Raw genomic sequence first — 20,353 nt, forward strand, 5'->3', positions numbered from 1 at the left:
CGATCAGTTTCAGGAGAAACCATGCTCAACGACCTGCTTACCCGACTCGGTGTCGATGCCGCGCTTTATCAACAGGGCGACAAGCCTGTTCACACGCCTATCGATGGCAGTCAGGTGGCGTCGGTGAACTGGGAAAGCGCCGCCGAAGTCGAGCAGCGCATCACCCGCGCCGACCACGCCTTCGAAGCGTGGCGCAAAGTCCCTGCGCCCCGGCGTGGCGAGCTGATCCGCCTGTTTGGCGAAGCGCTGCGCAAGCACAAGGCCGACCTGGGCGAGCTGGTGTCGTGGGAGGCCGGCAAGATCAAACAGGAAGGGCTGGGTGAAGTGCAGGAAATGATCGACATCTGCGACTTCGCCGTCGGGCTGTCGCGCCAGATGTACGGCCTGACCATCGCTTCCGAGCGCCCGGGCCACCACATGCGTGAAACCTGGCACCCGCTGGGCGTCGTCGGCGTCATCAGCGCGTTCAACTTCCCGGTGGCGGTTTGGTCGTGGAACACCGCGTTGGCGCTGGTCTGCGGTAACTCGGTGATCTGGAAACCGTCGGAAAAGACCCCGCTGACCGCGCTGGCCTGTCAGGCATTGTTTGATAAAGTCGTCGCTGAATTTTCCGACGCCCCGCAGTACCTCACCCAGTGTATCGTCGGCGGCCGCGAAGCCGGTGAGGCGTTGGTCGATGACCTCCGCGTCGCGTTGATCAGCGCCACTGGCAGTACGCGCATGGGTCGCGAAGTGGCGCCGAAGCTCGCTGCACGCTTCGCCCGCAGCATTCTGGAGCTGGGCGGCAACAACGCGATGATTCTGACCCCAAGTGCCGATCTGGACCTGGCCGTGCGCGCGGTGCTGTTCAGTGCCGTCGGGACGGCCGGTCAGCGTTGCACCACCCTGCGGCGTTTGATCGCGCATTCGTCGGTCAAGGCCGAGTTCGTCGAGCGCCTGAAAGCGGCGTACGCCAAGGTGCGCATCGGGCATCCGCTGGAAGGCAATCTGGTCGGTCCGCTGATCGACAAGCAAAGCTATGAAAACATGCAGGAGGCGCTGGAACAGGCGCTAAGCGAAGGCGGCAAGGTGTTTGGTGGCAAGCGCCAGCTGCAGGAGAAATTCCCGAACGCTTATTACGTTTCGCCGGCCATCGTCGAGATGCCGGAGCAGAGCGATGTGGTGCGCAGCGAAACCTTCGCGCCGATTCTGTACGTGGTGGGCTACGAGGAATTCAGCGAGGCGGTGCGCCTGAATAACGATGTGCCCCAGGGTTTGTCGTCCTGCATCTTTACCACCGACGTGCGCGAGGCCGAGCAGTTCATTTCGGCGTTGGGCAGCGATTGCGGCATTGCCAACGTCAATATTGGCCCGAGTGGTGCAGAGATTGGTGGTGCGTTCGGTGGCGAGAAAGAAACCGGCGGCGGCCGCGAGTCCGGCTCGGACTCGTGGAAAGGCTACATGCGTCGCCAGACTGCCACGGTGAACTACTCCCGCGAACTGCCGCTGGCGCAAGGGATTACGTTTGATTGATGCCATCTGGTCGACCGCGTTCTGACAGATGATCGTGCCCACGCTCTGCGTGGGTACGCATCCCCAGGCGCTCTGCGCCCGATTTTTGTGACGCGGAGCGTCGCTGGCTGCATTACCACGCGGAGCGTGGGAACGATCAGGTCCGGCTGTCTCTTTCCGAGGGTTTGCGATGCCGTTACGCGAAGAATGTCTGTGGGAAACGCTGACGCCGCAAAGGCCGGAAGCGCCTGCGTTGAGCGGGGAAGTGACGGTCGATGTGTGTGTCATCGGCGCAGGCATCACGGGTTTGTCGGCGGCCATTCATCTGCTTGAACAGGGCAAGACGGTCGCGGTTGTTGAAGCCCATCGCACCGGGCAGGGCGGGTCGGGACGGAACGTAGGACTGGTCAACGCGGGCCTGTGGATTCCCCCTGACGAAATCGAAGTCGGCTTCGGCGAAAAAGTCGGCAGCCAGCTCAACACCATGCTCGGCAATGCGCCGTCACTGGTGTTCAGCCTGATCGAAAAATACGCCATCGACTGCCAGGCGACGCGCAAAGGCACACTGCACATGGCCCACAACGCCAAAGGCGAGCAGGACCTGCGCAGCCGTGAAGAACAATGGAAACGTCGCGGCGCGCCTGTGGAATTGCTCACCGGCAAAGCCTGCCAGGAAGCGACCGGCACCACCGAGATTACCTCCGCTTTACTCGATCACCGCGCGGGCACCATCAACCCGATGGCCTACACCAGCGGGCTGGCGGCGGCCGTCACGCAATTGGGTGGTCAGCGTTTCGATCACTCGCCGGTCAAACGCCTGGAGCGACAAGGCGCGCGCTGGTGCGTGATCACCGAAAACGGCGCGGTGCTTGCCGAGCAAGTCGTGATCGCGTCCAACGCCTACACCGAGGGCGAGTGGACCGAGCTTCGGCGCAACTTCTTCCCCGGCTACTACTATCAAGTGGCCTCCGCGCCCCTGGTCGAAGACGCGGCGCAGCAGATTTTGCCGGGCGGGCAGGGCTCCTGGGACACGCGTCAGGTGCTCAGCAGCATTCGTCGCGATGCCGATGGCCGTCTGTTGCTGGGCAGTCTGGGCAATGGCAATCAGAAGCCCGGCTGGTTTCTCAAAGCGTGGGCCGATCGGGTGCAGCAGCATTATTTCCCGTACCTCAAACCGGTTGAGTGGGAATGCAAGTGGACCGGCTGCATCGCGTTCACGCCCGATCACCTCCTGCGAATGTTCGAGCCTGCCCCGGGACTGGTCGCGGTTACCGGTTACAACGGACGGGGCAACACCACAGGGACAGTCGTTGGCAAAGCCTTCGCCGATTATCTGTGCAGCGGCAACGCCAGTGTCTTACCCATCCCCTTTGCGCAGATGCAGCCGCTGGCGGCCGTCGGACTGCGCAGCTCTTTGTACGAGGCTGGCTTTTCGCTATACCATGCGGGCCAATGCCTCAGAATCGTGATCTGAGAAGAATTCTCTCTCCAAAACAACGCTTTCTCCCACATCCACTACCCTCAAATGGTGCGGCCCGTAGCGGAACCGCACCGACGGTGTGCAGTTCGGTGACGCAGGCTGTAACAACAGGGTTGTACAGGTGCGGATGGAGCAGTTGCGCGCCTGCGTCGCCAGGGTTGCTCTTTTAAAGTCGTGAGGTTGCACCTTGCGCGGTTTAGACGGTTGCACGCCCTGTAAAAAAGGGCAGAAATCAGTCGGATAGCAACAAAACGACGAGTTTCTCAAGAATAAAAAACCGATGGCACGCCACTTGCTCGCAGCAGCTCTGTGGTCGCAGTGCTAATTAAAAAACCCAGGAGCACCAACTCATGTCGCAGACGTTCTACAGAAAAGGCTTTCTCGCACTCGCAGTGGCTACTGCCATGGGTGCGGCTTCATTTGCGCAGGCAGCCGACATCAAGATCGGCGTTGCAGGCCCGATGACCGGCGCCAACGCCTCATTCGGCGAGCAATACATGAAGGGCGCTCAAGCAGCTGCCGATGCCATCAACGCTGCGGGCGGCGTCAACGGCGATAAAATCGTCCTGACCGCCTACGACGATGCTTGCGAACCGAAACAGGCCGTTGCCGTTGCCAACAAGGCCGCGTCCGACAAAGTTGCCGGCGTTGTCGGTCACTTCTGCTCCTCCTCGACCATCCCTGCGTCGGAAGTCTATGACGAAGCCGGCATCATCGCGATCACCCCTGGCTCCACCAACCCGACCGTGACCGAGCGCGGCCTGAGCGCCATGTTCCGTATGTGCGGCCGTGACGATCAGCAAGGCATCGTGGCCGGCGACTACATCGTCGACGTGCTCAAGGGCAAGAAAATCGCCGTCATCAACGACAAAGACACCTACGGCAAAGGCCTGGCAGACGCCACCGCCAAGCAGCTGACCGCTCGCGGCGTGAAGCCGGTGCTGGAAGAAGGTCTGACCCGTGGCGAAAAAGACTTCAGCGCCCTGGTCACCAAGATTCGTTCGGTTGGCGCTGACGTCGTTTACTTCGGCGGCCTGCACCCGGAAGCCGGTCCACTGGTTCGCCAACTGCGTGAGCAAGGCCTGAAAGACGTCAAGTTCATGTCTGACGACGGCGTCGTGACCGACGAACTGGTGACCACCGCTGGCGGCGCGCAATACGTCGATGGCGTGTACATGACCTTCGGCGCCGACCCGCGCATGCTGCCAGACAGCAAGGCCGTGGTTGAGCAGTTCCGCAAATCCGGCTACGAGCCAGAAGGCTACACCCTCTACGCGTACGCTTCGGTTCAGGCCCTGGCCGCCGGCTTCAACGGTGCCAAGTCGAACAAAGGCGAAGACGCTGCCAAGTTCCTCAAGGCTCACCCGGTCAAAACCGTCATGGGCGAGAAAGCCTGGGACACCAAGGGCGACCTGAAAGTCTCTGACTACGTGGTTTACCAGTGGGACAAGGACGGCAAATACCACCAGCTCGAAAAGCAGAAGTGAGTTAAGCGCTTAGTCGGATCTGCTGTTTCCCGGGGGTGAGCCAGGAAACAGCCTGATCCGGTAATCGGCGCTGTCTGACGGCGGCGCCGGATTTCTTCTGTTGCCACTGTGTGCGCCGCTCTATTCCTCACGAGGGAATGGTCGCGCGCGCCAGGTCGGCCTTTCAAGTTCGTGAGCGTGCGTGATGGACGGTATTTTCCTGCAGCAAATGGTCAACGGCCTGACACTGGGCTCGGTCTATGGCCTGATCGCCATCGGTTACACGATGGTCTACGGCATCATCGGCATGATCAACTTCGCCCACGGCGACGTGTACATGATCTCCGCCTACCTCGCAGCCATCGGCCTTGCCGTGCTGTCTTTCTTCGGCGTTGAGTCATTCCCCTTTCTGATTCTTGGCACACTGATCTTCACCATCGTGGTCACCGGTGTGTACGGTTTCGTCATCGAGCGTGTGGCGTACAAACCGCTGCGTAACTCGACCCGTCTGGCGCCACTGATCAGCGCGATCGGCATCTCCCTGATTCTGCAGAACTACGCGCAGATCGCTCAGGGCCCACGCCAGCAAGGCGTACCGACCCTGCTCGAAGGCGCCATGCGCTTCGATGTCGGCAGCGGTTTCGTACAGATCACCTACACCAAAATCTTCATCCTGATCGCTGCCTTCGTCGGCATGGGCGTACTGACCTACATCATCAAGTACACCAAGCTGGGCCGGATGTGCCGCGCCACGCAGCAGGATCGCAAGATGGCCTCGATTCTCGGCATCAACACCGACCGCGTCATTTCCTACGTGTTCGTCATTGGCGCGGCCATGGCGGCACTGGCTGGCGTGCTGATCACCATGAACTACGGCACCTTCGACTTCTTCGCCGGCTTCGTCATTGGCATCAAGGCGTTTACCGCGGCGGTACTGGGCGGCATTGGTTCGTTGCCGGGCGCCATGCTCGGCGGGCTGATCCTCGGGGTTGCCGAGTCGCAGTTCTCCGGTCTGATCAATTCCGACTACAAAGACGTGTTCAGTTTCGGCCTGCTGGTAGTGATTCTGATCTTCCGTCCCCAAGGCCTGCTGGGTCGCCCACTCGTGGCGAAGGTATAACCATGTCTGCACCTACTAAACCCATTGATATCAAACAAAGCCTGATCGACGCGGTGATCGCCGGCTTGCTGGCGCTGATCGTGTTCGGTCCGATCGTCGGTATCGTACTGGACGGCTACGGCTTCAACCTGCAACCAGGACGCGTGGCCGTGCTCGTTGGCGTGGTCGTCGTCGGTCGTTTCTTCATGAGCCTGTTCCTGCAGACGCCGAAGGGCGTGGCCATCGCGCAGAGCTTTGAAAGTTCGGGCTCCGGCGTGCACGTGCTGCCGCCGGGCTACAAGACGCGGCTGCGCTTCATCATTCCGCTGATGATCCTGATCGCGGTGATCTTTCCGATCTTCGCCGACAAGTACGTGCTGACCGTGGTGATTCTCGGCCTGATCTACGTGCTGCTGGGCCTGGGCCTTAATATCGTGGTCGGCCTCGCCGGTCTGCTCGATCTGGGTTACGTGGCCTTCTATGCCATTGGCGCGTACGGCCTGGCCCTGGGTTATCAGTATCTGGGCCTGGGGTTCTGGTCGGCGCTGCCGCTGGCAGCGATTGCGGCGGCGCTTGCCGGGTGCATCCTCGGTTTTCCAGTGCTGCGCATGCATGGGGATTACCTCGCTATCGTGACCCTGGGCTTCGGCGAGATCATTCGTCTGGTGCTCAACAACTGGCTGTCGTTCACCGGCGGACCGAACGGCGTGCCGGTGCCTGCGCCGACCTTCTTCGGTCTGGAGTTCGGGCGTCGCGCCAAAGACGGCGGCATCCCGATCCACGAGTATTTCGGCTTCGAATACAACCCGGACCTGAAATTCATCTTCATCTACACCGTGCTGTTCCTGGTCGTGTTGGCTGTGCTGTACGTCAAGCACCGCCTGACGCGCATGCCGGTCGGCCGCGCGTGGGAAGCCCTCCGTGAAGACGAAATTGCCTGCCGCTCCATGGGCCTGAATCACGTGCTGGTCAAGCTGTCGGCTTTCACCATCGGCGCGTCAACGGCCGGTCTGGCGGGCGTGTTCTTCGCCAGCTATCAAGGCTTCGTCAACCCGACCTCGTTCACCTTCTTCGAGTCGGCGTTGATTCTCGCCATCGTCGTGCTCGGCGGCATGGGCTCGACAGTCGGCGTGGTCATCGCGGCATTCGTGCTGACCGTCGCACCGGAACTCTTGCGCAGCTTCGCGGAATACCGCGTCTTGCTGTTCGGCATCCTCATGGTGCTGATGATGATCTGGCGTCCCCGTGGCCTGATCCGCATCAGCCGTACCGGCGTGCAGCCACGCAAAGGCGTGCTGGCCAAAGTGGAGGGCGCGTAATGAGCGAAGAAATCGTTCTGTCCGTCGAAAACCTGATGATGCACTTCGGCGGCATCAAGGCCCTCAGCGACGTCAGCCTGCAAGTGCGGCGCAACTCGATCTTCGCCCTGATCGGCCCGAACGGCGCCGGCAAGACCACCGTGTTCAACTGCCTGACCGGCTTCTACAAAGCCACCGGCGGGCGTATCGAGCTCAATGCGCGAGGCAAGAAAACCAACGTCATTCAGTTGCTCGGAGAGCAATTTCGCGCCGCGGACTTCGCGTCGCCGAAGCGCTTCGGCAGCCGGCTGTACTACAAGATGTTTGGCGGCACGCACCTGGTAAACCGTGCAGGGCTGGCGCGTACCTTCCAGAACATTCGCCTGTTCAAGGAAATGTCCGTCGTCGAGAACCTGCTGGTCGCACAGCACATGTGGGTCAACCGCAACATGCTGGCCGGCATCCTCAACACCAAGGCCTATCGCAAGGCCGAAGAGGACGCGATGAACACGGCGTTCTACTGGCTCGAAGTGGTAGATCTGGTGGACTGCGCCAACCGTCTGGCCGGTGAGCTTTCCTACGGCCAGCAACGTCGTCTTGAGATTGCCCGCGCCATGTGCACGCGCCCTCAGGTGATCTGCCTGGATGAACCCGCCGCTGGCCTGAACCCTCAGGAAACCGAGGCGCTGAGCGGCATGATTCGCCACCTGCGCGACGATCACGACATGACTATCGTGCTGATCGAACACGACATGGGCATGGTCATGGGCATTTCCGACGACATCGTCGTGCTCGACCACGGCAACGTGATCGCCAAAGGCAAACCGGAGCAGATCCGCAACGATCCGAAAGTGATCGCGGCGTATCTGGGCGCTGATGAAGAGGAGCTGGTATGAGCAAGCCGATCCTCGAACTGAAAGAGATCGATGTGTATTACGGGCCGATCCAGGCCCTCAAGAAAGTCTCGATGCACATTGATGAGGGCGAGACGGTCAGCCTGATCGGCTCCAACGGTGCGGGCAAGTCCACGCTGCTGATGTCGATCTTCGGCCAGCCGCGCGCGGCCAGTGGCCAGATCATCTATCAGGGCACCGACATCACCCACAAGTCGTCGCACTACATTGCTTCCAATGGCATCGCGCAGTCGCCGGAAGGCCGCCGCGTGTTCCCGGACATGTCAGTGGAAGAAAACCTGATGATGGGCACCATCCCCATTGGCGACAAACATGCCAGCGAAGACATGCAGCGTATGTTCGAGATGTTCCCGCGGCTCAAGGAGCGTCGCAATCAGCGGGCGATGACCATGTCCGGCGGCGAGCAGCAAATGCTCGCCATCGCTCGCGCGCTGATGAGCCGTCCCAAGTTGCTGCTGCTGGACGAGCCGAGCCTGGGTCTGGCGCCGATCATCGTCAAGCAGATCTTCGCGACACTGCGTGAATTGGCGCAGACCGGCATGACGATCTTCCTGGTCGAGCAGAATGCCAACCATGCGTTGAAGCTGTCGGACCGTGCTTACGTGATGGTCAACGGCGAGATTCGGCTGACGGGCACGGGTAAGGAATTGCTCACCAATGAGGAGGTCAGGAACGCCTATCTTGGCGGGCACTGATTCCTGATCACTGCTGTAAAAACAAGCCCCGGGTGGATAACTTCCGGGGCTTTTTTATAGCATACCCGAATTGTGGAAAACAATTTTGAAGAGCAGTGAAAACGCGACATATAGCCGCTGCAAATCGCTGTTTTGTCACGCTTTTGACTTGTTCAGTTTTACTGTGGAAGTGACTGTGAATAAGTTGGGAGCAGCTAGCTGGAGGCCTTTATTTACGGGGCTTACAGCCTGTTGATCAATATTTGACCAGTTGTTTCGGCCGGTATTTTAATGGGGTTTGTCAACGTTCTTGTGGCTGTTTTTTTATACAGTCTTTATTCGGCGCCTGCCTGTGGATAAGTCTGTGCGCAACCGTTGGAAAGACCGCCGCAGGTAGCGCAATCTGTGGCCTCGCCCGCGTATTCCTGTCCATGCGCCCAAGTCCTGGGCGAAGTCGACGGCAGATGGCCCATGGCCGGTCAAGTAAAAACATCGTTCAAGTTACCCACACGCCCCGTATGCCGGGACTCTCGGCGTTTCGAGTTGCCCCCAGAAAATGGTTGCCTGACTGTGGATAAGGTGGGCAAAAGTATCTGTAGGCCATACGGAATAAGGGCTTGGGGAAGTTGGTTGTTTTTTATACACCAGAACGGTCGTATGACGATGTTGCTGATGGTGCTTGATCCCGGCCTGTTAGCGCGGGCATTCTCCAGAACCTTCCTACACGCAGCGCTGCTTGCGTGACATTCCCGCTTGGCTTGATAAGCCCGCATCGTTAGTCAGGAGAAAGAAATGACCTCTACCGTATTCATTACCGGGGCCACTTCCGGGTTTGGCGAAGCCTGCGCCCGTCGTTTTGCCGAGGCGGGCTGGTCGCTGGTGCTGACCGGTCGCCGTGAAGACCGCTTGCAGGCGCTGAGCGCCGAGCTGTCGAAGCAAACCAAGGTGCATACGCTGACGCTGGATGTGCGTGATCGGGCGGGTGTGGAGCGCGCCGTGGAAAGCCTGCCGGCTGAATTCGCGAAGATTCGCGGCCTGATCAACAACGCAGGCCTGGCGTTGGGGATCGATCCTGCACCCAAGTGCGATCTGGATGACTGGGACACCATGATCGACACCAACATCAAAGGGCTGGTTTACACGACGCGCACGCTGCTTTCGCGTCTGATCGCTTACGGCCGCGGTGCCAGCATCGTCAACCTCGGCTCGGTAGCGGGGAATTATCCGTACCCGGGCGGTAACGTGTATGGCGGCACCAAAGCGTTCGTCGGACAGTTCTCGCTGAACCTGCGCAATGACCTGGTCGGCACCGGCGTGCGGGTGACCAACCTTGAGCCTGGCTTGTGTGAAAGCGAGTTCTCGCTGGTGCGTTTCGGTGGCGATCAGGCCAAGTACGACGCGACCTACGCGGGCGCTGAGCCGATCCAGCCTCAGGACATCGCCGAGACCATCTTCTGGATCATGAATACGCCGGCCCACGTCAACGTCAACAGCCTGGAGCTGATGCCCGTTAGCCAGACTTGGGCCGGGTTCGCGATTGATCGCAGTCGTGGGGATAAGTAAGTAGTTCTACCGATCGTGATGATCGTTCCCGCGCTCCGCTGATCGTTCCCACGCTCCGCGTGGGAATGCGCTGACCGACGCTCCGCGTCACCGGCGGCTGGGACGCGGAGCTTCCTAGGCTGCATCCCCACGCAGAGCGTGGGGACGATCAGCAGGGAGTTGATTAGCCGCTGAAGTAATCGGCCAGTCCGATGTAGCAGGTCGCCAGGTGATACGGCGTCGTCGACGGCATGTCGCTGCGGCTGATCTGCCCCTGGCTGTCGAGGCACTCGTTCCAGCCGGTGGAGTGCAGGAATTGTGCTTGCAGCGCCTTCAATTGGCGCGCCAGCAGGTGCTCGCTATCAGGCCGCAAGGTCAACGCGCGCAGGTATTCGGCCTGGGCCCAGATGCGCTGCGTGCCGTCTTTCACCGAACCGTCCACTTCCAGCATGGCCGCAACCGCGCCGGTCGTTTGATCGACGCCCTGTGCCTCGGCGTGGGTGAACGCAGTCTCCAGCGAACGGTACAGCGGCGTGCCCCGCAGCCGCGCGGACGATGCCAGCAGATAAAACCATTCAAACTGATGACCCGGCTCGGACCAGTTATCCACAGCGTCCAGCGGTTTCTCCAGCATTACCCCGTGTTCGACATCCACAAAACGTCGCTGCATGCCTTCCACCAGCGCATCCAGCGCCGCCTGCGTGTCAGCGTCATCACGTACGGCCAGCGTGCCGAGAAATGCTTCGGCCAGGTGCATCAGCGGGTTTTGCAGCGGGCCGGCGTTGAGCGAAGACCAATCCTCGGCCAGCACGGATTCGTACAAGCCATCGCCATCAGCAAAGCGCTCTGCGACCACGTTCAGCGCGGCGTTGAGCACTGATTCCACCAACGGCTCGCGGACCTTGCCCCAGTAATGCGCGCAAGCAAAGACGATGAACGCGTGGGTGTAGAGATCCTTGCGGCGGTCCAGCGGCGCGCCTTGTGGATCGATGCTGTAGAACCAGCCGCCGTGCTCGGCATCGTGAAAGTGCTGCTGCAACGAACGAAACAGCGCGGCCGCGCGGGTGGCGGCGTCGGGCACGTCGGGGTGATCGATCAGGCTTGAAAACAGGAACAGCTGACGCGCACAGGCCATGGCCCGGTAGCGCTGGGGCGGCAACGGCCGATGCTGAGCGTCGACCGCCTCGAACGGCAGCGCCATCTCGGCATTCCATCCCGGGCCCTGCCACAACGGCACGACCACGCGCATGAAGTGCTGCTGCAGCTCAGTGAACAGGGCGGACAGTTCAGACTTGGCGGTGGGAAGGGAAGCGTCAGGCATTGGATGGCGTCACGGCAAGGGCAAATTGCGCGACATGGTAGCAGGAGGTGAGGCGGGCGGGGCAGCGGGGATCGATTGATCCCCGCTCGAGCGCAGCAGACGCTGACTTACCCTGCGAACAACCAGACGCCGGTGGCGGCCGACAGTGCGCCTGCGATCCGAACAACCGGCGCCGCCGCTGTCGGCAGAAACCGCACCACGGCATAACCCGCCGCATGCAGCGCAGCGGTCGCGCCGACGAAACCGAGGGCGTAACCCCACGGGCTCGACATCTCCGGCAGTTCCAGACCGTGGGCCACGCCGTGGAACATCGCAAACAGTGCAGTCGCCGCCACGGCCACGAACAGTGGCGGACGCACCGCCAGTGCCACCGCCAGGCCCAACGCAAACACCGACGCCGCAATGCCGCTCTCCAGCGCCGGCAACGCCAGGCCTTCAAACCCGAGCAAGCCGCCAATCAGCATGGTGCCGACGAATGTGCACGGCAGCGCCCAGCGCGCGGCGCCTTTTTGCTGTGCAGCCCACAGCCCGACAGCGATCATCGCCAGCAGGTGATCGATGCCGCCCAATGGATGGCTGATGCCGGCCACAAGACCGCTTTCATCGTGGCCGGGGTGAGCGAAGGCGATTGCCGGTACGAGGAGCAGCGCCAACGCGCCGAATACTTTTTTGCCGTTCATGAATGAATTCCTTGAGTCCTGTGGATGTACGAATCAGGCAGCAGTCAGCAGGCCCTGACGCTCGATGAACGAAATAATCTGCTCCAGGCCCTGACCGGTTTTCTGGTTGCTGAACACGAACGGCTTGTCGCCGCGCATCTTCTTCGTGTCGCGGTCCATCATCTCCAGCGATGCCCCCACCAGCGGCGCGAGGTCGATCTTGTTGATCACCAGCAGATCGGATTTGCAAATGCCGGGGCCGCCCTTGCGCGGCAGCTTGTCGCCCGCCGACACGTCGATCACATAAATGGTGAGGTCCGACAGCTCCGGACTGAACGTCGCAGACAAATTGTCGCCGCCCGACTCGACGATGATCAGGTCCAGCCCCTCGAAGCGACGATTAAGCTGGTCGACGGCTTCCAGATTGATCGAAGCGTCTTCGCGAATCGCCGTGTGCGGGCAACCGCCGGTTTCCACGCCGATGATGCGCTCTGGAGCCAGGGCTTCGTTGCGCACCAGAAAGTCGGCATCTTCACGGGTGTAGATATCGTTGGTGACCACCGCCAGGTTGTAGCGATCGCGCAGGGCCAGGCACAACGCGAGGGTCAGCGCGGTTTTGCCGGAACCGACCGGACCGCCGATGCCGACGCGTAAAGGTTGGCTGTTCATTCGTTCTCTCCGTTAAGCATGTTGTGCGGTTCGAGGCGCTGCGGCGATGGCGGCCACCTCATGATCGGAACAGGCGGCTGTACTGCCGCTCATGGTTCATGCTCGCCAGCGCCAGACCAAATGGCGCGCTGCCGATGTGGTCAGGGTTCAGCGCGGTCGCGTGTTGCTGGGCGTTTTGCAGCAGCGGCAATAATTCGCTGGTCAGGCGCTGCGCGGCTTGCTGTCCCAGCGGGAGGGTCTTCATCAGCACTGCCAACTGGTTTTCCAGCCAGCTCCAGAGCCAGGCGGCGAGGGCGTCCTGAGGACCGATCTGCCAGGCGCGCGCAGCCAGTGCCCAACCCAGCGCCAGATGCGGCTCGCCCACACGCTGTAGAAAGTCCCGCGCGGGCTGATCCATTTCCGGCAGGCCGTTGAGCAGTTGCTGCAGCGAATAGCCCATCTGTCGGCTTTCCAGGTGCAACTCCCGGGTCTCGCGGCTGGCGCGGTGTGCCTCGCTCAATTGCAGCAACGCCGCCCAGTCGTTTTGGGCAGCCGCCGTGCAGTGCGCCAGTAAAAGCGGCGCTTCAAATCGCGCGAGGTTGAGCAGCAATTGGTCGCCGATCCAGCGGGCGGCACTGGCCGAATCGTGGACAGTCGATTGCTCGACCGCCATTTCCAGGCCTTGGGAATAGCTGTAGCCGCCGATGGGCAGCTGGGGGCTCGCCAGACGCAGCAGCGCCCAGGCCGCGTTCACGTGCGGACGCCGAATTGATGAATGCGTGGCGCGTAATTGAAGTCTTCTTCCCCGGCGCGGGAGTGGTGATGGCCACCACCGTACGCCCCGTGCTCCGGCTGGAAGGGCGCTTCGAGGGATTCGGTGGTAGCGCCCAGTTGATCAAGCATGGCTTTGAGCACGTAGTCGTCGAGCAGGCGCAGCCAGCCATCACCCACTTGCAGCGCCACATGGCGGTTGCCCAGGTGATACGCCGCGCGAGTGAGCTCGAACGGGCTGCTGCATGTCACGTGCATCAACTGCTCAGGGCGTGCGCAGACGCGGACGATTCGGCCGTCTTCAGCCTTGAGAAAGTCGCCGTCACGCAACGGCGGATGACCCCGTTCGAGGAAAAGCCCGACGTCTTCGCCCTCGGCACTGAAACAGCGCAGTCGGCTTTTGCTCCGCGCCTCGAATATCAAATGCAGCTCTGCGGCCCATTCAGCCTGAGGTTCGGTCCGTTGATGAATCACCAGCATCAGAAAGCTTCCAGCAATGTGCGATGCAAGGGCTAGAGCAAGTGGCTTGCCAACAGGCGCGCAGGACAGAAATTGCCAGAATACGGTGCAGTCAGGGGAGGGCTGATCACGAAGGTGCGACCTATCGGTGCGACGGTTGGGGCGATGCACCGCCGTGGTGCGGGGAGGTGTGGTCAGAGACTGACGCAGCACCCTGGAGCTTCGCGATCACTCGGTACTGCCCAAGCCCTGCCAGCGCTTGGCGCCAATGAAGATGAAGCGAAGCTGCTGGGTTATTTTCGCCCGGGGAGTGAGGTGCTTGGCCAGGGCCGGGGGCGGCGGGTCGATCAGCTCCGGGAGCATGGCGAATACGCTCTTTACCACCAGGTCGGCCATGACCGAGAGGTCGTCGGTGTTCAGGTGCTGGAATTTGGGCATCGAGGCCAAGTCGGTCGCGAGGTCGGCGATGATGCCTTCGCGCAGCGCGCCGAGTGCCTGACGGACTTTGAGCGAGCCGCCGTATTGCTCGCGCGCCAGAAACAGAAACTGCGAGCGGTTGGCAGCGACCACATCCAGAAAGATGCGGATGGACGCGTCGATGATGCCGCTGTCGATGTTGTGGTTGTGGCGCACGCGGCGGATGGTTTCGCGGAAGGTTTGGCCAACTTCACTGACCAGCGCCAGGCCGAGGTGGTCCATGTCATCGAAATGCCGATAGAAACCGGTGGGCACGATGCCGGCGGTTTTCGCCACTTCGCGCAGGCTCAGACTGCCGAAACCCCGCCCGCTCTCCATCAGGCCCCGGGCTGCATCAAGCAGGGCGTGGCGGGTCTGCTGTTTCTGTTCGGCACGGGGCAGCATGGGGCGTGTATCTGATGAAGGCATGGGCCGCAACTTTAGCAAATGCGTTTGCGTGACGTCGAACCCGGTTTTGCGTCGGGCAATAAAAAGCCCGGCGATCAGGGCCGGGCTGTTCTCGTGCTTATGCCGGCAGATTGAGGTCGCTCAAACCAGCTCTTCCCGGCTAAGCCGTCCCACTAATCAAGCGCTGCGTTGTTTCCGTAGGACTGGCTTTAGCCGGAAAGCTTTTGATCCCAGCGGGTGTCGCTCAGGAGACCCGCTGATACTGCTGAATCAGCCGATCCGGGCCGTTGTCGGCGACGCGCTGGTATTGATTGATCAAGCGATCCGGGCCGTCCTGCGCAACGGTCGGCAAACCGGAGTGCTGCGTCGCCTTCGCTTCGCCGAGGATCGCTTGTTCGCTGGCAGGCATCGCGAACGCACTCGAGGCAAGTAGGGAAAGGGTCAGGGCAATCAATTGGCGTTTCATGGAAGGATGCTCGGGTGTAAAGGGTTATGTGAACGTGCTGGCGATTTTACCCCTGCCCCCTCGATAAAGAAGTTCAGCGGGCTGATGGTGACCATCGACAGAAATGATGCGAATTACGACCCCTTGCACGGCGGGCCTTTCAACGTGTTTCAGGTCGATCGCCGAGCCCGTCTGGACGTACGGTATGGGCAGGGGGCGGAACTTTTCTGACCCTGAATACAGATTTCATCAAACCGACGCGGGTTTTCTTAGTCGAACCGTTACGACGTACGAGACGCGCCCTGGACGGCGCGTCGGTTTTTGGGGAGACAACGCAATGACGCGAGGCCGTAAAATCTTCGCCTGGACAGCCGCAATCCTGCTGCTGTTGCTGGTGATTCTGATCATTGTGATCGCGACTTTCGACTGGAACCGGCTCAAGCCGACCATCAATGAGAAGGTGTCTGCCGAACTGCATCGCCCCTTTGCCATCAACGGCAATCTGGCCGTGAGCTGGCACCGTGAGCCGGATGAAGGCGGCTGGCGCGCCTGGGTGCCGTGGCCGCACATGTCGGCGGAAGACATCGCACTGGGCAACCCGGAATGGTCGAAGACGCCGCAGATGGTCACGCTCAAACGCGTCGATCTGCGCTTGTCTCCCTTGCCGTTGCTCGCCCAGCGCGTCGTCATTCCGCGCATCAACCTGACCGAGCCCAACGCGAAAATCGAGCGTCTGGCCGATGGCCGCGCCAATTGGGTGTTTGATCTGCCCAAGAGCGACCCGAACGCCGAGCCGTCGAGCTGGGTGATCGACATCGGCACGATCGGATTCGATAAGGGCTTCGTGAGCTACAACGACCAGAAGATCAACACGGCCGTCGATGTCGTCATCGATATGCTGGGCAAGCCGATTCCGTACAGCGACATTGTCGGCAGTAGCGAGGCGAAGAAGGTCCAGGACAAGGGCGCTTCGGCGCAGGATTACGCCTTCGGCTTCACCGCCAAAGGCCAGTACCACGGCCAGAAACTTAACGGCAGCGGCAAGGTAGGCGGGCTGTTGGCGCTGAAAGACGCCGCGCTGCCATTCCCGGTACAGGCAGATGTCAGTGCTGGCGCCTTGCGTGTTGCCGTCGCGGGCACCGTGACCGATCCGCAGAACCTGGGAGAACTGGATCTGCGCCTGAAACTCTCCGGCGACAGCCTCAGCAATCTGTATCCGCTGACGGGCGTCACTTTGCCGGATTCCCCGCCGTACTCCACCGATGGCCGTCTGATCGCCAAACTGCATGACCCGGCGGGTGCGTCGTTCCAGTACAAGGGCTTCAACGGCAAGATCGGCGACAGCGATATCCATGGCGACCTGGGCTTTGTCGCCAGCGAACCCCGTCCCAAGCTCACCGGCGCGCTGGTGTCCAATCAATTGCTGATGGCGGACCTCAAGCCGCTGATCGGCGCCGACTCCAATGCCGAGCAGAAAACCCGGGGCGGCGAGAGCAAGCAACCCACGGACAAAGTGCTGCCGGTCGAGGAGTTCAAGACCGATCGCTGGGCGGCCATGGACGCCGATGTAGAGTTCACTGGCAAACGCATCGTGCAGAGCGCCGACCTGCCATTCACCGACCTTTATACCCATGTGGTGCTTAACGACGGCGTGTTGAGTCTGGAGCCTCTGCGTTTCGGTGTGGCGGGCGGCAAGCTCGACGCGGACATCAAGCTCAATGGTCACACTCAGCCACTGGAAGGACGCGCAAAGCTGTCGGCACGCGGCTTCAAGCTCAAGCAATTGTTCCCGACCTTCGAACCGATGAAGACCAGCTTTGGCGAGCTTAACGGTGACGCGGACCTCAGCGGTCGTGGCAATTCGGTCGCGGCGTTGTTGGGCACCTCAAACGGCGAGTTGAAAATGCTGGTCAATGACGGCGCTGTCAGCCGTGGCCTGATGGAGATCGCCGGGCTTAACGTGGGCAATTACGTGGTCGGCAAGCTGTTTGGCGACAAGGACGTGAAGATCAACTGTGCGGCCACTGATGTGGGCTTCAAGGACGGCTTGGCGAGCACCAAAGTGTTTGTGTTCGATACCGAGAACGCGATCATTTATGTCGATGGTACGGCGAACCTGAAGAGCGAGCAGTTGGACATGAAGATCACGCCCGAATCCAAAGGCTTCCGGGTCTTCTCCCTGCGTTCGCCGCTGTATGTGCGCGGGCCGTTCAGCAAGCCCAATGCGGGTGTCGAGTCAGGTCCGCTGTTGCTGCGTGGCGCAGGCATGGTGCTGTTGGGCGCGGCCGTCGGACCGGCGGCGGGATTGCTGGCACTCGTAGCGCCCAGCAGCGGGGATGCGCCTAACCAGTGCACCGCATTGCTGGAGCAGATGCGCTCGGGCAAGGCGCCGAAGACGGTGAAATAAGTACGGCAGATGATTCAGCGCCATAGTCCGCTCGTGTAGGAGTGAGCTTGCTCGCGAAGACTGCATTCCAGACACATGAGATGTCCGGGATGTACTGGCCTCTTCGCGAGCAAGCTCACTCCCACAGTTCCAGTGGCGCGCCCGAGATATCGAGTCAACCACTGCCCTGTGGGAGCGAGCTTGCTCGCGAAGGAACCCTTGAATCCACACATCCCGCCTGAAAGTTACCCACAAAAAAGCCAGGGCATGTGCCCTGGCTTTTTGCATTGCGTGGTGCGTATCAGAGGCCGTCGAGCAAGTCGGCCATGTCGTCGGCGTGCTCTTCTTCCTGCGCCAGGATCTCTTCGAAGATGCGGCGGGTGGTCGGGTCTTGGTCGCCGATGTACTGAATGATTTCGCGGTAGCTGTCGATTGCGATGCGCTCGGCCACCAGGTCTTCAGTGATCATCTCTTTCAGCGTGTTACCGGCCACATACTGCGCGTGTGAATTCTGGCTCAGCAGGTCCGGGTTGAATTCCGGCTCGCCGCCCAGTTGCACGATGCGCTCGGCTAGCTTGTCTGCGTGTTCGAGCTCTTGATTGGCGTGTTCCAGAAACTCATCCGCCGCAGCGTGGGACTTGATGCCCTTGGCCATGAAGTAGTGACGCTTGTAACGCAGGGTGCAGACCAGTTCAGTCGCGAGCGACGCGTTCAGCAAACGCAGGACCTCTTCACGGTCAGCGTTATAGCTTTCAGTGACGGCGCCGTCTTCAACGTTTTTGCGCGCGCGCTCTCGCAGGGTAGCGACGTCGGTCATTGGGTGCAGATTGATCATCAGATTTCTCCAGGGCTTTTACGGTTTTTTCCGTCGCGCTCTGTTGCGCCATGCGTAAAGCAGGCGCCCGGCAGGATCGGGTCTTAAGGTGTGAGTGGTGGCGACTGGCAAAAGTTTGATTTTTGTTCGGGGACTTTTTGACGCGGAGGCAGTTTGCCGCTGGGGCCGGGGAAGGATCCTTACAGCGGACCGCCCGCGTTCATGGCAATACGGGGCATCCTTGCGATGCCCCTGCGCTCGTGATCGCGGGCGGGATCAACCATTCAAACGAATGGCATCAGATCACATGGCGCGTTCGTTGGTGTCACGCTGCTCGCAGGTCATGAAACCCTTGCTGTTGACGCGGCCATTGTTGTCGAAGGTAACGTAGTAAGCCTGCTGATGGCCTTCGCGGTTCAGCACGTAGTTGTTGCAGGTGCCTGGGTGGGCGCGACGCTGAACAGTCGTCGATGGCGTACCGCCGATGGTCAGAACCTGTTCCTTGGTCATGCCTTCTTCAACTTGCTTGACCAGCGGCTCATTGCGATAGGTCGCGTAATCAACCGGGTTCGGCAGGGTGGTCGATGCACAACCAGCCAATGCGGCCATGGAAATCACTACTGCCAGGGATTGCTTGAACATTCGAATCGCTCCGCGAAAAGGCCATTGTTGGCCCGTTGCTGTTAGGAGCGTTGAAGTGGCAAAAGAGTTCGATCAAATTGATGGCGATGGGGCATTACCGTTGGTTGTCATGTTTCATGAATGTTTCCCGGCTACCGTCACCTGACTGCCTTGATCAACGATGCCCCTCAGGAATCGCCTCTCTTATGCCGCAAGAACAGGCCACGCGCTACCCGATCGTCCTGGTGCCGGGATTAATGGGTTTCGTGAAGTTGGTGATCTATCCCTATTGGTTTGGCATCGTACCGGCCCTGCGTCGGGGCGGCGCGCAGGTGATTCCGGTCATGGTCTCGGCGGTGAATTCCACCGAGATACGCGGAGAGCAACTGCTGGCCCGCGTTGAAGAAATCCTCGCGCAAACCGGCGCGGCCAAGGTCAACCTGATCGGTCACAGTCAGGGTGCGCTGACCATTCGGTATGTCGCGGGCGTTCGTCCGGACCTGGTCGCCTCAGTTACCTCAATCGCCGGGCCCAATCATGGTTCCGAACTGGCCGATTACTTCGAGGAGCATTACCCGCCTCATACCATGAAAGGGCGTGCGGTCAACGCTGCCATTCGTCTCACGACCCTCATCACCAGCCTGCTCGACACCGGTTATCGCGGCTCGCGCCTGCCGGTGGATGTCAACGCCGCGCACCATTCGCTGACCACCAGCGGCGTAGCGCGATTCAACCGGCTGTTCCCGCAAGGACTGCCTGAACACTGGGGCGCGGAGGGTGACGAAGAGGTCAACGGCGTGCGCTATTACTCGTGGTCCGGGACGCTGCAATCAGGACGCACCAATCGGGGTAAAAACCTCTTCGATACGTCAAATCTCACCTGCCGAATATTTGCTCGCACGTTCACGAAAGAGCGAGGTCAATCTGATGGCATGGTCGGGAGATTCAGTTCTCACCTGGGTAAAGTTATCGGTGACGACTACCCCCTCGACCATTTCGACATCGTCAACCAGCACTTCGGTCTGGTGGGCAAGGGAGCCGATCCCGTGGGGTTGTTCCTTGAACATGCCGTGCGCCTCAAAGCCGCCGGTCTTTGACTTATTTGGCCGTAGTTCGTGATCTGTCGACCCGTGAGGTCGCGTAGGAAGTGATGCGATGAGCGATAAAGAGCTTTATGAAATCGAGTACACGCTGGCCGGTGAGCACCATGTCGATCTGATTGAAAACCTCGACGTGCCAATCATCGAGGTCGTGCACGAGCTGGCGCTCAAGCACAACGTGGCCGTTGAAGATGATCCGTTCGATACCGGTGAAGACACCATCGGCCTGCCCCACGTGCTGGGCATTACCGATGTGTCGATTCACGCTGCTGAGGATCACGACAAGGCCTGACGGTCTGGT

General features: G+C 60.6%; 20 protein-coding genes. 11 read left to right on the top strand and 9 right to left on the bottom strand.

Annotation, left to right across the window (positions count from 1 at the left end; all coding sequences use genetic code 11):
- The first annotated feature begins 21 nt into the window (after positions 1-21).
- From amaB to FX982_RS10255, 8 genes are all read left to right on the top strand, one after another.
- Entirely contained in the window at positions 22-1,512 is a 1,491-nt protein-coding gene (gene amaB, locus FX982_RS10220; protein ID WP_172610550.1) for an L-piperidine-6-carboxylate dehydrogenase, read from the top strand.
- A gap of 169 nt (positions 1,513-1,681) precedes the next feature.
- Positions 1,682-2,965, top strand: coding sequence for an L-pipecolate oxidase (gene amaA, locus FX982_RS10225; RefSeq protein WP_172610551.1), 1,284 nt, complete (start codon positions 1,682-1,684; stop codon positions 2,963-2,965).
- Positions 2,966-3,321: 356 nt separating this feature from the next.
- A complete protein-coding gene (locus FX982_RS10230; RefSeq protein WP_122625637.1) occupies positions 3,322-4,458 on the top strand; it encodes an ABC transporter substrate-binding protein in 1,137 nt (378 codons plus the stop codon).
- Positions 4,459-4,642: 184 nt separating this feature from the next.
- A complete protein-coding gene (locus FX982_RS10235) occupies positions 4,643-5,557 on the top strand; it encodes an ABC transporter permease subunit (protein ID WP_037015668.1) in 915 nt (304 codons plus the stop codon).
- A 2-nt stretch (positions 5,558-5,559) separates the two neighbouring features.
- Entirely contained in the window at positions 5,560-6,855 is a 1,296-nt protein-coding gene (gene livM / locus FX982_RS10240) for a high-affinity branched-chain amino acid ABC transporter permease LivM (RefSeq protein ID WP_122533799.1), read from the top strand.
- On the top strand, positions 6,855-7,730 hold the full coding sequence (locus FX982_RS10245; protein WP_172610552.1) for an ABC transporter ATP-binding protein: 876 nt from the start codon (positions 6,855-6,857) through the stop codon (positions 7,728-7,730). The genes livM and FX982_RS10245 overlap by 1 nt, the downstream gene beginning before the upstream one ends.
- A complete protein-coding gene (locus FX982_RS10250) occupies positions 7,727-8,443 on the top strand; it encodes an ABC transporter ATP-binding protein (RefSeq protein ID WP_065987777.1) in 717 nt (238 codons plus the stop codon). The genes FX982_RS10245 and FX982_RS10250 overlap by 4 nt, the downstream gene beginning before the upstream one ends.
- A 771-nt stretch (positions 8,444-9,214) precedes the next feature.
- Entirely contained in the window at positions 9,215-9,985 is a 771-nt protein-coding gene (locus FX982_RS10255) for an SDR family oxidoreductase (protein ID WP_172610553.1), read from the top strand.
- A gap of 163 nt (positions 9,986-10,148) precedes the next feature.
- On the opposite strand, the gene FX982_RS10260 is transcribed toward FX982_RS10255, so the two are convergent.
- The 7 genes from FX982_RS10260 to FX982_RS10290 all read right to left on the bottom strand — a co-directional run bounded on the left by FX982_RS10260 (position 10,149) and on the right by FX982_RS10290 (position 15,152).
- Positions 10,149-11,285, bottom strand: coding sequence for an AGE family epimerase/isomerase (locus FX982_RS10260; RefSeq protein WP_172610554.1), 1,137 nt, complete (start codon positions 11,283-11,285; stop codon positions 10,149-10,151).
- Positions 11,286-11,392: 107 nt separating this feature from the next.
- Positions 11,393-11,965, bottom strand: coding sequence for a HupE/UreJ family protein (locus tag FX982_RS10265; RefSeq protein ID WP_172610555.1), 573 nt, complete (start codon positions 11,963-11,965; stop codon positions 11,393-11,395).
- A 33-nt stretch (positions 11,966-11,998) separates the two neighbouring features.
- Positions 11,999-12,613 (bottom strand): urease accessory protein UreG, encoded by a 615-nt coding sequence (ureG, locus tag FX982_RS10270; protein ID WP_172610556.1) that lies wholly within the window; start codon positions 12,611-12,613, stop codon positions 11,999-12,001.
- Between the two features lie 58 nt (positions 12,614-12,671).
- Entirely contained in the window at positions 12,672-13,346 is a 675-nt protein-coding gene (locus tag FX982_RS10275; RefSeq protein WP_122533794.1) for an urease accessory protein UreF, read from the bottom strand.
- Complete coding sequence (ureE, locus tag FX982_RS10280) at positions 13,343-13,843, bottom strand: urease accessory protein UreE (protein ID WP_172610557.1); 501 nt, start codon at positions 13,841-13,843, stop codon at positions 13,343-13,345. Before ureE ends, FX982_RS10275 begins: the two co-directional genes overlap by 4 nt.
- A gap of 207 nt (positions 13,844-14,050) precedes the next feature.
- Positions 14,051-14,683, bottom strand: a complete 633-nt coding sequence (locus FX982_RS10285) for a TetR family transcriptional regulator (RefSeq protein WP_122533792.1) — start codon at positions 14,681-14,683, stop codon at positions 14,051-14,053.
- A gap of 247 nt (positions 14,684-14,930) precedes the next feature.
- Complete coding sequence (locus tag FX982_RS10290) at positions 14,931-15,152, bottom strand: hypothetical protein (protein ID WP_122533791.1); 222 nt, start codon at positions 15,150-15,152, stop codon at positions 14,931-14,933.
- A 316-nt stretch (positions 15,153-15,468) separates the two neighbouring features.
- Here FX982_RS10290 and FX982_RS10295 point away from each other — a divergent pair, with 316 nt between their 5' ends.
- Positions 15,469-17,538, top strand: coding sequence for an AsmA family protein (locus tag FX982_RS10295; RefSeq protein ID WP_172610558.1), 2,070 nt, complete (start codon positions 15,469-15,471; stop codon positions 17,536-17,538).
- Positions 17,539-17,818: 280 nt separating this feature from the next.
- On the opposite strand, the gene FX982_RS10300 is transcribed toward FX982_RS10295, so the two are convergent.
- Together FX982_RS10300 and osmE are read right to left on the bottom strand one after the other, a co-directional pair.
- On the bottom strand, positions 17,819-18,352 hold the full coding sequence (locus FX982_RS10300; RefSeq protein WP_172610559.1) for a ferritin-like domain-containing protein: 534 nt from the start codon (positions 18,350-18,352) through the stop codon (positions 17,819-17,821).
- Between the two features lie 282 nt (positions 18,353-18,634).
- Positions 18,635-18,973 carry an osmotically-inducible lipoprotein OsmE gene (gene osmE / locus FX982_RS10305; protein ID WP_122533787.1) on the bottom strand — a complete coding sequence of 113 codons (339 nt, stop codon included), beginning with the start codon at positions 18,971-18,973 and terminating at the stop codon, positions 18,635-18,637.
- 185 nt (positions 18,974-19,158) lie between these two features.
- On the opposite strand from osmE, the gene FX982_RS10310 reads away from it, so the two are divergent.
- Entirely contained in the window at positions 19,159-20,049 is an 891-nt protein-coding gene (locus FX982_RS10310) for an esterase/lipase family protein (protein WP_172610560.1), read from the top strand.
- A gap of 58 nt (positions 20,050-20,107) precedes the next feature.
- Positions 20,108-20,344: a hypothetical protein gene (locus FX982_RS10315; RefSeq protein ID WP_037015625.1), complete on the top strand. Its 237-nt coding sequence runs from the start codon at positions 20,108-20,110 to the stop codon at positions 20,342-20,344.
- Positions 20,345-20,353 lie beyond the last annotated feature (9 nt).

The sequence above is a fragment of the Pseudomonas graminis genome (genome assembly GCF_013201545.1).
Taxonomy (GTDB): Bacteria; Pseudomonadota; Gammaproteobacteria; order Pseudomonadales; family Pseudomonadaceae; genus Aquipseudomonas.